This window comes from Alteromonas sp. IB21 (assembly GCF_016405965.1).
In the GTDB taxonomy this organism is placed as follows: Bacteria; Pseudomonadota; Gammaproteobacteria; order Enterobacterales; family Alteromonadaceae; genus Alteromonas.
Genome location: NZ_JAEFCD010000008.1, coordinates 145,128 through 160,208, shown reverse-complemented (window position 1 = coordinate 160,208; position 15,081 = coordinate 145,128). Strand labels below are relative to the sequence as shown.

The window sequence follows — 15,081 nt, the reverse complement described above, 5'->3', positions numbered from 1 at the left end:
CCGTGAAGCACTGGAACCTAAATCCAGCGTGTCTACCAATTCCACCACTCCCGCGCAGCTAGACTTTCCTAAAAGAGATAAATGAGAATTGGTGGCTACGGCGAGATTCGAACTTGCGACCCCATCATTATGAGTGATGTGCTCTAACCAACTGAGCTACGTAGCCTTACTATTCTCTTCCCTCTCAGGAAGTGGCGCGTATTATGCGTATATGACTGGCAACCGTCAACCCCTTTTTTACTAACTTTTTCTAAATGCTCATTAAGTGTGCGCATCAGGATGAAATACGCACAAAAAGCGGTGAAATTGAACAACTTGCACCGCAATTACCCTGCTTTTACCACGCCTTTGTACCTGCTTTTGTTTGGTAATAACATACGTCTATTGGGCGCGGACCATAGGTATTGTCATGAAAAAACGGGTTATCAAGGTTTTTCCCTGTGTTAACGCGTTTTTTGTATTCTTCATGATGAGGTGTTTGGATAAAATAAGGGGCTCCGCCCTCTGAGTGAACGAATGCCTGCTTTATTTTACTTTCTTGGGTAATGTTATCCAATACACCACCGCTATCCATGTTCCCACGGGGTAATTTTTGAAGCAGGTCCATCCCATGGACTACGCGACCTATTACCGACATATTTCTGTCGAGGTGGCGTGGCGCTTGACCAATTACAATATAGAATTCTGTACTGGCGGTATCCTTTTCGCTATTGCGAGCAAAAGCGACCACACCTGGGCAGTGAAGTCCCCACATTTCTTTTCGTTCTTTATCAATTCCAACGGGAAAGCCATCTAAAAATCCAGTACTTGGGGCAAACATGTCGTTTTGCTCCACCACATTTACGTTACTATTTAACGGCTGAATAAATTCTGCACTGATAGGTTTTAGCAATGTAGGGGGAAATTGAGTATCGTCATGAGAATCGTTACTCCCAGCTTGAGCAACGAATCCATCTACCACGCGATAAAATGCCTGTTCGTTATAAAACCCCGCATCAATTAAGCCTTTAAAACGAGCAACATGGGTTGGTGCTAGAGAAGGGTGAAGTGCAATAACAACATCGCCGTATGCTGTGCTAAGTGTTACGGTATTCCCTTGAGGAACCTGATACCAGCTTTCGCTATTGCTATGCAGTGCGGTGCCTTCAGGAAGCGTCGGTATTTTGTCTTTTACATTGCTACCTATTGTCGCGGGGGGCTCTTGCATGAGCTTGTTGTCGGCATCGGCAAAGGCACTGCTGATGAGCAAACTCATCGCCGCCGATAACATCGGTATTATTTTATATGTAGCAGTGCACACGTTTGTTTTGCGGGTATGGGTTTTCTTTGCGGTACTGCGGCGGTATTGGAAATACATATCTCAAACCTTTTCGTTTTTAGTATTCTATATCAGGCTAGTCTTTATACCAGCCCGCACAGATAATTGCCCACTCAGAAGAAACAAAAAAGCCACCTTGCGGTGGCTCTCAAAAAATAGCGTTAACTTCTACAGCAGAAGTTAAACGTTAAAGCGGAAGTGAATAACATCGCCATCTTTAACGATGTATTCTTTACCTTCAAGGCGCCATTTACCGGCGTCTTTCGCACCTTGCTCGCCATTGAACTCAACGAAGTGATCGTAGCTTACGATTTCAGCGCGAATAAAGCCTTTTTCGAAGTCGGTGTGAATTTTACCCGCTGCTTGAGGGGCTGTTGACCCTTCAGGGAAGGTCCATGCACGCACTTCTTTTACGCCTGCAGTGAAATAGGTCTGAAGAGTAAGCAAGTTGTAACCTGCGCGGATAACGCGGTTAAGACCTGGTTCTTCAAGCCCCATGTCCTGCATAAACTCTTCGCGCTCGTCGTCTTCAAGCTCAGCAATATCAGACTCGATAGCCGCGCATACTGCAACGACAGTGGCGTTTTCGCCTGCAGCAATTTCTTTAACCTGGTCAAGGTACGGGTTGTTTTCAAAACCGTCTTCATTCACGTTTGCAATATACATGGTTGGCTTAAGGGTAAGCATGTTCATGTAGCTGATTGCAGCAAGCTCTTCTTTAGTTAGCTCAAGTGAACGAAGCAATAAACCTTCATCTAGGTGCGGCTTAATCTTTTCCAGTACTTTCATTTCGTACTTGGCATCAGCATCGCCACCCTTTGCGCGCTTAGCAACACGGTGAAGCGCTTTTTCTGTGGTTTCTAAATCTGAAAGCGCAAGCTCTGTATTGATAATGTCAATGTCGTCTTTCGGGCTAACGCGACCTGCCACGTGAACAATGTTCTCATCGTCGAAGCAGCGTACCACATGACCGATAGCGTCGGTTTCACGTATGTTGGCCAGGAATTTGTTTCCTAAACCTTCACCTTTAGAGGCGCCTTCAACCAAGCCAGCAATGTCTACGAATTCCATAGTAGTGGGAATAACGCGCTGTGGTTTTACGATTTCAGCCAACTTGTCCAAACGAAGATCTGGCACAGGAACAACCCCTGTGTTTGGCTCGATAGTACAAAACGGGAAGTTTGCCGCTTCAATACCTGCTTTAGTTAATGCATTGAAAAGTGTTGATTTACCTACGTTTGGTAGGCCAACAATACCGCATTTAAAACCCATGGTATGGATCCTTAGTTTGGAAAAGTGATAACTGGCTAAAGGCTACCCTTTATGCGAGTGTAGCCTGTTTTGCGCTTGCTTAAGGTCTTCTTTCAGCAAAATCTCTGTGCAGCGTACCGCTTCATCGATGGCACTTTCAATGGCTGCTTTTTCATCTGCTGGTGGCTTGCCAAGAACATGGCCGGTAACGCGGCTTTTATGACCTGGATGACCAATTCCTATACGCAAACGCAAAAAATTCTTGTTGTTACCCATGTTTGCCACAATGTCACGAACACCATTTTGACTCGAACTACCGCCCACTTTGTATTTCGCTACGCCGGGGGGCAAATCTAATTCGTCAAACGCTACTAATATTTGTTCTGGTTCTATGCGGTAAAAATTAGCCAGTGCTGCTACGGCTTGTCCACTTTTATTCATAAACGTAGTGGGGTAGAGCAAACGGACGTCTTTGCCAGCAATAGTAATGCGAGCAGTCTTACCGAAGAATTTGGTTTCTGGTTTTAGCGGGGCGTTGTAGGTGTCGGCAAGTTGGTTGAGAAACCATTCACCGGCATTGTGTCGGGTATTTTCATATTCGGGGCCTGGATTACCCAGACCCACGATAAGGCGGATATCAGCCAAGAGGATTATTCCTCAGAAGCTGCTTCTTCGCCGTCTTCTGCGTCAGCCGCTTTAGGGGCAGGCTTAACAGTTACAACCGCAAGGTTGTGTGCTTCGTCGTTCTTAGCAAGTTCTACTGAAGAAACACCCGCTGGAAGCGTTAGGTCAGAAAGGTGTACAGTTTGACCCATTTCAACAGCAGCCATATCTACTTCGATGAACTCTGGAAGATCTTTAGGCTGACAAGTCACTTCGATTTCAGTAACGTGGTGCTCAGCAATACCGCCAGCTTTAGCAGCAGCAGATTTATCTTCGTTTACGAAGTGAAGTGGTACGTTAGTGTGAACGTCTTGACCAGCGATTACACGTTGGAAGTCGATGTGTGTAATCTTTGGCTTATACGGGTGACGTTGCATATCTTTAACTAGAACTTCAACAACTTTACCATCAAGGTTAATCTCAAGAACGTGAGAATAGAACGCTTCAAAGTCAGCTGAGTTGTTTACTTTGTTATGATCTAGTGTGATAGAAACTGGTGCTTCTTCACCACCGTAGATGATACCAGGTAGCTTATCTTCGCGACGTAGGCGGCGGCTCGCACCTTTCCCTAGATCTGTACGAACAGAAGCATCTAGTTTGAAATTTGCTTCAGACATTGTCTGTCTCCAAAATATATAAATGTAATGATGTGAGATTTTGCGACCAAATCTCACTGTAAAATAATGTTATAAGCGCTAAAAACTAATTTTTATGCGCAATAAAACACCAGCCCAAAATTCAAGGGCGGCGAATTCTAACACCACCTATCAAAACATACAATTGCCATAGCAGATAAAAAGCAGGCGCATAAACACCTTTACTCGATGCGTCTAGTGTAGAGGCGTGCGGCAACACGCCTTTATTAAGTTATTTGTAAACAGTGTATGTTTACATTGCTGGTCACTTATTAACACACCTACTTTAGCGTTTATTTATCAGTGACAAACGAAGTAAGGGCTTATTTTGTCAGCACCACTCTGTAGTGCGCTTTTCCTTCTCTCAGCCTTTCAACAGCGTCATTCACATCGTCAAATTTAAAGGTTTCGGTAACGGGTTCAATGTTGTGATGCGCAGCAAAATCCAACATAGTTTTAATGGTTGCTGGGCTGCCAACAGGAGAGCCTGATACACTTTTCTGTCCACCAATTAAATTAAATGCGCCTATATCAAGGGGCTCCAACGTTGCGCCGACAAAATGTAACCGCCCTTTCGGTGCAAGCGTAGAAAGGTATAAGTTCCAGTCTAGTTTTACATTAACCGTTGATATAATCAGGTCAAATCGGCCTCGCGCTTGCTTTATTTCATTCTCATCGCGGCTATTAATGGTTTCAGTTGCACCTAATTCGAGGGCCTCTTGTTTTTTCGATTCGCTTGATGTAAATGCGACCACTTTGCAGCCCCAAGCATTTAAAAACTGAAGGGCAAGGTGGCCTAAACCGCCAATGCCAATTACCGCTACTTCACTAGTAGGGCTAATGTTAAATTGAACAAGAGGATTGAATACTGTGATGCCCCCGCAGAAAAGCGGGCCTGCTTTTGTGCTATTTATTGTGTCAGGCAGAGGAATTACTGCGAGCGCCTGTGCACGCACTTTATCAGCAAAACCTCCGTGACGACCGCCTATAGTCATGGTTGCGTCGGCGCAAAGATTGTGGTCACCCGCTTCACACGTTCTGCAGCTATTGCAGTAGCTAGCATGCCAGCCTAAGCCCACACGTTGACCGACCTTAAGTGACGTAACATGTTCGCCAATTTGGCTAATTGTACCCACCACTTCATGACCTGGCACAAAAGGGTATTCTGTCATGCCCCATTCATTGTCTAGCATACTCAGGTCGCTGTGGCAGATGCCGCAGCTTTCAACGTCAATTTCAACTTCGTGAGCGCCCAACTCACCCGGATCGTACTGAAACTTTTCCAATTTCCCGCCAGCTTCTTTAGCAGCATATGCATTTATCATTAATATCAGTCCTTTAGAAGTAATGAGGTTGCGTTAACCCCGTGGGTAAAGTATTCGAAGTAGCGCAACTGACCTGAATCAGCGACCGTCGAACACATATTCGTTAAGTTGCTACCCTTAACATTCTGATATCGATCAGTGTGTTTGCACGTTATCAATTACTTTACTGGTATCAAGAACCTTCACGCCCGATACCTCAAGTACCGTACCGAACTGGGTAAAGGTCATCATGTCAGGCTTGGGCGTGCCCTTAACTTCAACAATAAGGCCGTTTTTTTGATAGGTCTCATCTAAACCGTGTAATGTATAGCGGCCGCCGTTCTCAGCAATAAAGGCATAAAATCCACCTTCTAAATCTTTGAATATAATGCTGCCCTTCATGGTAACTTCACCTTCCACGGTGTTTTCTACCGCTTCCGCTTGAGTAACAGGCTCTGCCTTTAGTTCTTTAGGTAAGTTATCTTCACTACTTTGTAACTCTTCTTTCTTATCTACCATGGTAACCTCCTTTTTCTGCTCTTCTTGTACACACGCGCCAAGCAGTGTTATCGAAGTCAAAATGAGTACTAATTTGAATCGGTTAATTTTCATTTTCTTATTCCTTTATCAAGTCATAGCGCGGTTATTATCGGTAACGTCTTTGAAAAGTGATGATTAAACATGTTTTTGCCATCGCTTTTATTCGGTAGTCTTCCACGAGCGCTGCGTAATTTCTACAATTAATAAATAATCCCGTACATCTTTTTCACATTTCCACATTAAAAAGCGGCACGGTTACTTCTTATCCCTATTTTATTTCCCATTTTAAACTACACCTGAAAATGAGGGTGCAAAGCAAGGATGTTCAGGCTTATGCCATGTTTTCCTATGACTATTGCCGACGGATATAGCATTAAGTGTCTGAAATAAAGAAAAATAAAATTAACCTTTGTCACGCCAGTATCTTTTATTTATTACATCAAAGCGTGACCAAGCGCACCGTTTTAATTGGATTGATACCAAATGAAATCGCTTATGGCATAAACCATGCAAAAACTTAAGCTGATGTGAAGATATCATTTTGCAAATATCAAGTTGTATAGAGGTGACTAAGGCATTTAAATCGCATTTAAGGCGTTTTGTCTTAAATCTTCAATAAGCTACGCAGTGTTTTTAAGGAGAGAAAATGAAGCATTTAACTAAAATTTTTGCAGTATCGAGTCTGGCGTTGGCGGCAAGTGCATGTGATGTAAACAAGACTGAAGACGGCGAAATGCCTGACGTAGACGTGAAGTCTGGTGAATTACCTGAGTATGAAGTAAAGAAAACGGATGACGGCGAAATGCCAGATGTTGACGTTGAAGGCGGGAAATTACCTGAGTACGACGTAGATACGGTGGACGTTGACGTAAAAACAGAGACTAAAGAAGTAGAAGTTCCTGTTGTCGATGTAGAAATGCCGGAAGACGACGAAGAAGACGAGATTGATAATTAATTAATCGTTTTTAAACAGAAGTGAGTGAAACAATGCTGTTAGAAAGCATTGTCTCACTCGCTTTTTTGTATGAATTAGTATTCAAACATCGCTGAGATTGATTCTTCGTTACTAATACGACGAATAGTTTCAGCAAGCATTTCAGATAAAGTAAGTTGCTTTACTTTTCCGATTTGCTTCATCTCAGCGCTTAAAGGTATAGAGTCAGTAACGATTATCTCGTCAATAACAGACTCTTTAAGATTATGTGCAGCGTTGCCTGAGAAGATAGCATGCGTTGCGTAAGCATAAACGCGGCGAGCACCATGTGCTTTAAGCGCTTCTGCCGCTTTTGCAAGCGTACCGCCTGTATCAATCATGTCATCGACAATAATACAGTCTCTGTCTTTAACGTCACCGATAATATTCATTACCTGCGCTACGTTCGCTTTAGGGCGACGCTTATCGATAATGGCAAGATCTGTGTCATTAAGAAGTTTAGCAGTAGCACGCGCTCGCACAACACCGCCGATATCCGGTGAAACCACCACAGGGTCGGCAAAGTCTCTTCTTACCATATCAGCAAGCAGGATAGGGGTACCGAACGCGTTATCTACCGGAACATCAAAGAAACCTTGAATCTGTTCGGCGTGTAGGTCAATAGTAAGTACGCGGTCAACACCAACGTTAGACAGGAAGTCAGCCACTACCTTTGCGGTAATAGGCACCCTTGCTGAACGAACGCGACGGTCTTGGCGTGCATAACCAAAGTATGGAATAACTGCTGTAATACGACCAGCTGATGCGCGACGCAGAGCATCGATCATCACAATCAATTCCATTAGGTTATCGTTAGTAGGGGCACACGTAGACTGGATAATAAAAACGTCCGAGCCACGGACGTTTTCATGAATTTCTACGCTGATTTCACCGTCACTGAAACGGCCAACTTTGGCATTTCCAAGTTTGGTATACAGGCGATCGGCGACTTTCTGGGCAAGTTCTGGTACGGCATTACCTGCAAAGAGCTTCATATCTGGCACAAGTGGTTCCTCAGTGCGTTGATAAAAGAGGTTTGGCTGGGGTAGCAGGACTCGAACCTACGAATGGCGGGATCAAAACCCGCTGCCTTACCAACTTGGCTATACCCCAATTTTTAAGTTCTTGTCCGATGTGGCGTACACGCTATCTTTGTTGTTCTAATTTATCTAATAGTGGTGAGCGATTCACACCTTTTGCGACAAAACTCTGCCAAGTATCGGGCATTTTAGCCCTAACCTGTTCGGCTAAAGTGTAGTCAGAAAAAGTGGCAAACACGCTTGCACCTGTGCCCGTCATCCGCGACGGTGCGTAGTGTACCAACCACTGTAATAATTTTGCAACTTCAGGATAGCGATTAACGACTAATTGCTGACAATCATTACGCGTTTTTTCAAATTCGTAGTCTTCCCAGCGCATAACCGGTGTATTTCTAGGCAGGTCTGCAGACGTAAAGACCTCGGCAGTGCTGACGTGAACGTTGGGATTAGCGACAAGAAAATACTGTTCTGGTTGGGGAGCAGGAGTAATCTCTTCACCAACACCACCGGCAAACGCAGTTAAACCACGTACAAAAATCGGTACATCAGCACCCAAGGTTAAGCCCAACTCGGCTAATTCATCTTCACTCAACGCGGTACCCCATAAGTGATTAAGCGCTACCAGGGTAGTTGCCGCGTTTGATGATCCTCCGCCGATGCCGCCTCCCATGGGAAGGCGTTTATTAAGTGAAATTACCGCGCCTTTATCAAATTTGGTTTTTCGAGCAAGTAAACGCGCCGCTTTTATAATTAAGTTTTCGTCGTCAGGCACGCCTTCAAGCGGCGTGTCCATTTTTATTTCTGTGTTGTTAGAGGATATGGAGAACGCAAGGGCATCGCCGTAATCCAACATTTGAAATAAACTTTGCAGCTGGTGATAACCATTCTCGTATCGACCTAAAATATGAAGAAAAAGATTGAGTTTAGCGGGCGAAGGCCACCAGTCTTTTTGTGTTGTAACAGATGCGTTCACTACAGCGTCCACTGATAAATTTTAATTTTGAGTTGGGTTTTAGGCATATCTGGTGTTTCATTTTGGGTGAGTGTTATGCTGTGGGGCAGCCATACAGACTCTTCGTTGCCCATGAGAACACTGCCATAGTTGCCATAAGCGACGTGCCAATGGCGACAACCTTTGCAATCGCTTTCAAGGGTATCAACCAGCCCTTTTTCAGTTAGCGTAAACTTATCACCTTCAAGCGGCAGCCCTTTCACCCAAGATAAAAGAGGCTCAACGGGTATCACCATGCCTGTTATTTGGTAGATAAGCGGTTCGGGTAGAGCGTCACTATATGTCTCTCCATCCGCCTCTAAAACGGATTCTTCGTCTGTGACTGACAGTGTAACTAAGCTCACACCAAGAAAATTTGTTAATCGGAAATCAAAATCTCCCGAATCGTTTTTCCAAACTAAATTAAGGCTGGCGGCGTCTTTGCCTTGGCGAAAGGCAATCTTTCCTCGCATTTGCCACGTACTTACCTCGGCGACTTTTTCTAGCTGAGCAGTTAAGTTCACCGCAGTTTGCGGGCCTTTGGGAGCAGTAGTACATGCGCTCAACAAAAAACAAAGGGCAATTAAAACGGAAAATAAGCGAATCATCTAAGCTCAGCACCTGCGTAAAAATAGAACACGTTATGTTGTGACATTATGGGAACACAGTTTCACCAACACTTTCAATCATTTTGGGTTTTTCGTACAATGCCGCTCCGACGTTGCCAGCACAGATTTTAATGACTTTACTCGCCCTTGGTATAAACCATAAAACAGCACCAGTAGCACTTCGCGAAAAAGTGGCTTTTACACCAGATTCTCTGGTGGAAGCGCTTGCGAGTTTAAAAAAGCTGCAGGGCGTCGATGAGTCTGTCATTGTCTCTACCTGTAATCGCACCGAGCTTTATGTCAATGCGCAAGACGACAGTGGCCAAGAGCTTCTTCAGTGGCTCAGCGACTTTCATCACCTCGATGTAGAAGAGATTGCTAATAATAGCTACGTTTTAGCGCAAGATGAAGCGGTAAAGCACATCATGCGTGTAGCCAGCGGGCTTGATTCATTGATACTCGGTGAGCCTCAAATACTCGGGCAAGTCAAGCAGGCCTTCGGCGATGCGAAACATTCGGGTATGATAAGCAGTGAATTCGATAAGCTGTTCCAACATACGTTTTCAGTGGCAAAGCGCGTTCGCAGTGAAACGGATATTGGCGCGAATGCAGTGAGTGTAGCTTACGCGGCGGTTCAGTTGGCGAAGCATATTTTTGCCGAGTTACCCAAGCGTTCTGTTTTGCTTGTAGGAGCGGGCGAGACCATAGAGTTGGTAGCACAACATTTAAAGGAACAAGGGGTAAGAAGCCTGGCCGTGGCGAATAGAACGATTGCCCGCGCAGAAGCGTTAGCTGAAACACTCGACGCCAACGTGTTTACGCTGTCTCAAGTTCCAGATCATTTAAAAGATTTCGATATTGTTATCAGCTCTACTGCAAGCCAACTGCCGCTAATAGGTAAAGGCATGGTAGAAAAGGCGCTGAAGCAACGCAAAAATATGCCTATGTTTTTGGTTGACCTTGCTGTACCACGGGATATCGAATCGGAAGTTAATGAGTTAGGCGATGCTTACCTTTATACTGTTGACGATTTGCAGCACATCGTTCAAAAGAATTTAGAGAACAGAGAGCAAGCAGCGAAAGAAGCAGAAAAGCTTATTGAAAAGCAAGCTGGCGACTACATGACATGGAAACAGTCCCAGCAATCTATAGATTTAGTAAGACAGTATCGCCAAAAAGGCATGGCACAGCGTGACGATATTGTAGAAAAAGCCAAAGCGCAACTTGCGGAAGGTAAAAATGCCGAGACGGTATTAGAGGAAATGGCGTACAAACTCACCAATACGCTAATGCACTCCACAACGTTAGCATTACGCGAAGCTGCCATGCACGACGATCCGGCACTGAGTCGCTGGATGGGACAGGCATTAGATTTATCTGATTTTTCGTCAGACAATAATAAATAAGGTAATAATAAACATATGAAAGAGTCGGTAGTTAGGAAACTCGAACACCTTGTCGAGCGTTTCGAAGAAGTTCAGGCGTTGCTCGGCGACCCTGGAGTTATCGGCGATCAGGATAAGTTTCGCAACTTGTCAAAAGAGTTTAGTCAGCTAGAAGATGTAGTTGCCGGCTTCAATGCCTATCAGCAAGCGCAAGAGAACTTAGCGTCAGCGATGGAAATGCTTAACGAAGACGATGCTGAAATGCGCGAAATGGCGCAAGAAGAGATGAAAGAAGCTAAGGCGGAAATTGAGCGCCTTGAAACCGAGCTTCAAGTGTTACTTCTGCCTAAAGACCCCAACGATGATAACAACTGTTTCTTAGAAATTCGTGCTGGCGCAGGTGGTGATGAAGCGGCTATTTTTGCTGGAGACCTTTTCCGCATGTACAGCCGGTATGCAGAAACACGCGGGTGGCGTGTAGAACTCGTGAACGCAAACGAAGGCGAACACGGCGGTTACAAAGAAGTTATCGCTAACGTCAGTGGCGATGGCGTATACGGCGTTTTAAAATTCGAATCAGGTGGTCACCGCGTACAACGCGTACCTGAAACCGAGTCGCAAGGCCGTATTCACACGTCAGCGTGTACAGTAGCGGTATTACCTGAAATTCCAGAGTCGCAAGCTATTGAAATTAACCCGGCAGAGCTTCGTATTGACACTTTCCGTGCATCAGGTGCAGGTGGTCAGCACGTTAACAAAACTGACTCTGCTATTCGTATTACGCATTTGCCAACGGGTCTTGTAGTGGAATGTCAGGACGAACGCTCACAGCATAAAAACCGTGCAAAAGCGATGTCGGTACTTCAAGCGCGCTTAAATCAAATTGAAGAGGAGAAGCGTGCTGCAGAAGAAGCGTCTACTCGCAAGAGCTTAGTGGGCAGCGGCGATCGTTCTGAGCGTATTCGTACGTATAATTTTCCGCAGGGTCGAGTGACTGACCATCGTATCAACCTGACGATCTATCGTTTAGATGAAGTTATAGAAGGTGATTTAAAGCAGTTAATCGACCCAATACTGCAAGAGCATCAAGCCGACTTGTTAGCGTCACTGTCTGACGAATAACGTTGTCTGACGAACAACAATGCGCATAGACCAAGCTCTAGCATGGGCGGTACAGCAATTAGAGGGTGGGGAATCACCCTCTGTTGACGCCAAAGTTATACTCGCTAATATCCTTGAAAAGTCTCTGACTTTTCTTTTCACGTGGCCAGACAAACCCCTTGATGCGCTTCAAATTACGCAATTTAAAAGTGCCATAGCGAGGCGTAAAAAGGGCGAACCCGTCGCCTATATTGTTGGCAAACGCGATTTCTGGAACCTCTCACTTTTTACGTCACCTCATACCCTTATACCTCGCCCCGATACAGAAGTGCTAGTAGAGCAAGCCCTGAATTGGGCAAATGAAAATAAGCGAGAGCCATTATCTATATGTGACCTAGGTACGGGAACGGGAGCCATTGCGCTAGCGCTAGCCAGTGAACTGCCACACGCGTCTGTTGTTGGTGTTGACTTTCAGATAGGCGCGGTGGAGCTCGCTACGCGCAACGCTGAAAGTAACAACGTAACTAACGCCCAGTTTTTACAAAGTGATTGGTTTAGTGCGCTTACCGGGCAATCTTTCGATATCATTGTTTCAAACCCACCGTATATTGAGGAAACAAGCCCTTACCTTAATAAAGGTGATGTGCGCTTTGAGCCTAAAACAGCATTGACATCCGGCGTCGATGGTTTAAACGACATACGATACATCGTAAATCGTTCACCTCAGTTTCTTAAGCAGGGCGCGTTGCTGGCGTTTGAGCATGGATTTGACCAAGGGGATTCAGTAAGAAACCTGCTATTAGCGACAGGGTTTTCAAACGTAAAAACGGTTAAAGACTACGGAGAAAACGACCGCGTTACCTTTGGATGCTGGCTATAACGTTTACAAATTTCGCTTCAAAAAGCGTTACCAAAGTAATCTTCATAATTGCATACTTGCTAATATTCTGTTTTACATTAGTATTATTCGTCGATACTTTCTGCTAAAGCGTTAGTACAAAAAATACTGATACAACAGGATGTTCCCGATGAATGATGACTTTTTTTTCGCAGAAGACGACGGTGAAATAGACGTCGAGGAGCTGGGCTGTTGGAAAGTACTCATTGTCGACGATGAGCCTGAAGTCCATGCAGTGACGAAATTAGCGCTCAATGATTTTAATTTAAACGGCAAAACACTCGAGTTTTTAAGCGCCTATAGCGGTGAAGAAGCAAAGGCTATTTTCAGAAACCACGAAGACATTGCCGTGGTGCTGCTTGACGTAGTAATGGAGACTGACGATGCTGGACTCAAAGTGGCTGAGTACGTCAGAAACGAATTAGATAATCACTTTACCCGCATTATTCTGAGAACCGGCCAGCCAGGGCAAGCGCCCGAGAAAGATGTCATCATTAATTATGACATCAACGATTACAAATCTAAGACCGAACTCACAGCGCAGAAGCTTTTCACCGTAATTATCGCGGCACTTCGTTCATATCGGGATATTATTGTTATCGAAGAAAATCGCCGGGGTTTAGAGAAAATCATTGATGCCTCAGTGGATTTATTTTCCTCCCGTTCCCTCGAAAAGTTCATGCAGGGCATAATCCAGCAGCTCGCCTCTATTTTGGGCTGCTCAAAAGACGCCGCCTATATTACGACAGCGGTGGCTACGACATCCCGCACGCTGAACACATCTAATAGCAGGCTCGACGACGATGAGCTTTACGTATTCGCCGGTAACGGCGAGTATGCTTGTAAAGAAGGCGTTCCGTTAAAGGAAGCCATTAGTGCACAAGAGTATGCGTTATGTGCAAAGGCCATGCGAGAAAAGCAAATTGTTTACGCGGAAGATCACGTGGTTGCCTATTGCAATAGTAAAAGCCACCGCGGGGCACTTTTGTACTTATCTGGCTTGCCTCGCAGAATTGGAGAAAATGACCGTCATCTTGTTAAGCGTTTCTCTGATAGCGTGCAGCTAGCGTTTGATAATGTTTTAAAAACCGTTGATGTAGAAGCCACGCAGAAGGAAATCATTGAGCGATTAGGGCGGGCATTAGAGCATGAGTCCAATGGCTCTAACAACTTAAAAAGAATGGTGGAAATGGCCCAGCTTCTCGCAAGAAAAGCGGGGCTTGACGAACTTACAATACACGAGCTTGGCTTAGCAATGCCCCTTCACGACATAGGCACATCTATTGTGCCGAAGTCTATCCTTCAAAAAACGAGCCCTTTGTCCGAAGAAGAAATATTTAAAATAAGGCAACACGCAGAGTTTGGTTATCAAATTTTACGGGATTCTCGTCGACCGACTATTCAGTTAGCAGCCATGCTTGCAAAGCAGCATCATGAGCGCTGGGATGGCAAGGGATACCCTGAAGGGCTTAAAAAAGAACAGATTGACATTAAAAGTCGTATTGCGACCTTGGTTGATGTCTTCGATGCATTGCTGAATGCACGTCCCTATAAACCTGCATGGACTATTGATAAGGTTGAAGCGGTGCTTTTAGAAGAAAAAGGTAAGCACTTCGACCCCTATTTAGTTGACTGTCTATTGAGCGATCTGTCTGCATTCATCGCTATCCAGACGGAATATGCGGACGAGAAGTAGATGGGTTTTCAAAAGAAGTAAAGAAAAATGGGTTGGTTGTATAAGCATAGATAGCGACGAGTATACGAATCGAAACGTATAAATGTGATTTCTTCAACATTTCTACGTTTTTTGCTTGGTAATATACGCTACAATGTCGCCTTGAAATTCGCGCTCAATTTTAAAGAAAACAGGTGCTTAATAGCGCCTGTTTTTTTAACTACAGCTTGCTGCATGTAAATGAGGTTTGTCCAACTTACGCGATAGCGAAAACACTTTTTTACCACTGCTTCGGGCTGCTTATTTATAAAAACAGGAATTAAATTATGTATATGATGGCTAAACATCTCCACTTAACTGCTGTTGGCTTAAGCATCTTATTTTTTATCTTCCGTTTTATTTGGAGTCAATTAGATGCCAATGCACTTTCAAAAAAATGGGTAAAAATACTCCCCCACATTATTGACACCGTGTTGTTAGGAAGCGCAGTGTGGTTGTGTATTATCCTATCGCAGTACCCCTTTGTTAATGCATGGATAACGTTTAAATTAATTGGCGTGATCCTGTACATCGTTTTCGGTTTGTTTGCGCTCAAAAAGGCTAAAACGACGTTAAGCAAATGGGCCTTTTTCATTGCTGCTATTGGTGTACTAATGGCAACAGCCATGGTTGCCGTTACGAAACAACCTCTTTTTTAAG

The 15,081-nt window shown here is 44.6% G+C and carries 15 protein-coding genes and 2 tRNA genes; 6 read left to right on the top strand and 11 right to left on the bottom strand.

The genetic code is table 11. The features are described from left to right. Positions 1-89: 89 nt before the first annotated feature. From JC525_RS07880 to JC525_RS07850, 7 genes are all read right to left on the bottom strand, one after another. Positions 90-166 (bottom strand) — tRNA-Met (locus tag JC525_RS07880). A 171-nt stretch (positions 167-337) separates the two neighbouring features. After that, positions 338-1,357 (bottom strand): peptidylprolyl isomerase, encoded by a 1,020-nt coding sequence (locus JC525_RS07875; RefSeq protein WP_233095050.1) that lies wholly within the window; start codon positions 1,355-1,357, stop codon positions 338-340. 141 nt (positions 1,358-1,498) lie between these two features. Next, complete coding sequence (gene ychF, locus JC525_RS07870) at positions 1,499-2,590, bottom strand: redox-regulated ATPase YchF (RefSeq protein WP_198815326.1); 1,092 nt, start codon at positions 2,588-2,590, stop codon at positions 1,499-1,501. 42 nt (positions 2,591-2,632) lie between these two features. Continuing rightward, positions 2,633-3,214 carry an aminoacyl-tRNA hydrolase gene (pth, locus tag JC525_RS07865; RefSeq protein ID WP_198815325.1) on the bottom strand — a complete coding sequence of 194 codons (582 nt, stop codon included), beginning with the start codon at positions 3,212-3,214 and terminating at the stop codon, positions 2,633-2,635. A gap of 5 nt (positions 3,215-3,219) precedes the next feature. Beyond that, positions 3,220-3,849, bottom strand: a complete 630-nt coding sequence (locus JC525_RS07860) for a 50S ribosomal protein L25/general stress protein Ctc (protein WP_198815324.1) — start codon at positions 3,847-3,849, stop codon at positions 3,220-3,222. 341 nt (positions 3,850-4,190) lie between these two features. After that, positions 4,191-5,192: an NADPH-dependent aldehyde reductase Ahr gene (ahr, locus tag JC525_RS07855; RefSeq protein WP_198815323.1), complete on the bottom strand. Its 1,002-nt coding sequence runs from the start codon at positions 5,190-5,192 to the stop codon at positions 4,191-4,193. Between the two features lie 135 nt (positions 5,193-5,327). Beyond that, positions 5,328-5,783, bottom strand: a complete 456-nt coding sequence (locus JC525_RS07850) for a ribose-phosphate pyrophosphokinase (RefSeq protein WP_198815322.1) — start codon at positions 5,781-5,783, stop codon at positions 5,328-5,330. 574 nt (positions 5,784-6,357) lie between these two features. Here JC525_RS07850 and JC525_RS07845 point away from each other — a divergent pair. Continuing rightward, positions 6,358-6,666: a hypothetical protein gene (locus tag JC525_RS07845; RefSeq protein ID WP_198815321.1), complete on the top strand. Its 309-nt coding sequence runs from the start codon at positions 6,358-6,360 to the stop codon at positions 6,664-6,666. Between the two features lie 74 nt (positions 6,667-6,740). On the opposite strand, the gene JC525_RS07840 is transcribed toward JC525_RS07845, so the two are convergent. The 4 genes from JC525_RS07840 to lolB form a co-directional block, all read right to left on the bottom strand. Beyond that, positions 6,741-7,688 carry a ribose-phosphate pyrophosphokinase gene (locus JC525_RS07840; protein WP_105930876.1) on the bottom strand — a complete coding sequence of 316 codons (948 nt, stop codon included), beginning with the start codon at positions 7,686-7,688 and terminating at the stop codon, positions 6,741-6,743. A 33-nt stretch (positions 7,689-7,721) separates the two neighbouring features. Next, positions 7,722-7,797, bottom strand: a tRNA-Gln gene (locus JC525_RS07835). Positions 7,798-7,830: 33 nt separating this feature from the next. Then, the gene (gene ispE / locus JC525_RS07830; protein WP_198815320.1) at positions 7,831-8,697 is read right to left on the bottom strand and encodes a 4-(cytidine 5'-diphospho)-2-C-methyl-D-erythritol kinase; all 867 of its coding nucleotides are present in this window, start codon (positions 8,695-8,697) and stop codon (positions 7,831-7,833) included. Beyond that, on the bottom strand, positions 8,697-9,323 hold the full coding sequence (lolB, locus tag JC525_RS07825) for a lipoprotein insertase outer membrane protein LolB (protein ID WP_198815319.1): 627 nt from the start codon (positions 9,321-9,323) through the stop codon (positions 8,697-8,699). Before lolB ends, ispE begins: the two co-directional genes overlap by 1 nt. Before the next feature lie 131 nt (positions 9,324-9,454). On the opposite strand from lolB, the gene hemA reads away from it, so the two are divergent. From hemA to JC525_RS07800, 5 genes are all read left to right on the top strand, one after another. Further along, on the top strand, positions 9,455-10,729 hold the full coding sequence (hemA, locus tag JC525_RS07820) for a glutamyl-tRNA reductase (protein ID WP_198815318.1): 1,275 nt from the start codon (positions 9,455-9,457) through the stop codon (positions 10,727-10,729). 15 nt (positions 10,730-10,744) lie between these two features. Continuing rightward, positions 10,745-11,830: a peptide chain release factor 1 gene (gene prfA, locus JC525_RS07815; protein ID WP_198815317.1), complete on the top strand. Its 1,086-nt coding sequence runs from the start codon at positions 10,745-10,747 to the stop codon at positions 11,828-11,830. 19 nt (positions 11,831-11,849) lie between these two features. Next, positions 11,850-12,689 carry a peptide chain release factor N(5)-glutamine methyltransferase gene (gene prmC / locus JC525_RS07810; protein WP_198815316.1) on the top strand — a complete coding sequence of 280 codons (840 nt, stop codon included), beginning with the start codon at positions 11,850-11,852 and terminating at the stop codon, positions 12,687-12,689. A 148-nt stretch (positions 12,690-12,837) separates the two neighbouring features. Continuing rightward, a complete protein-coding gene (locus JC525_RS07805) occupies positions 12,838-14,403 on the top strand; it encodes a DUF3369 domain-containing protein (protein WP_198815315.1) in 1,566 nt (521 codons plus the stop codon). 311 nt (positions 14,404-14,714) lie between these two features. Further along, on the top strand, positions 14,715-15,080 hold the full coding sequence (locus tag JC525_RS07800; protein WP_233095049.1) for a SirB2 family protein: 366 nt from the start codon (positions 14,715-14,717) through the stop codon (positions 15,078-15,080). Position 15,081: the final 1 nt, after the last annotated feature.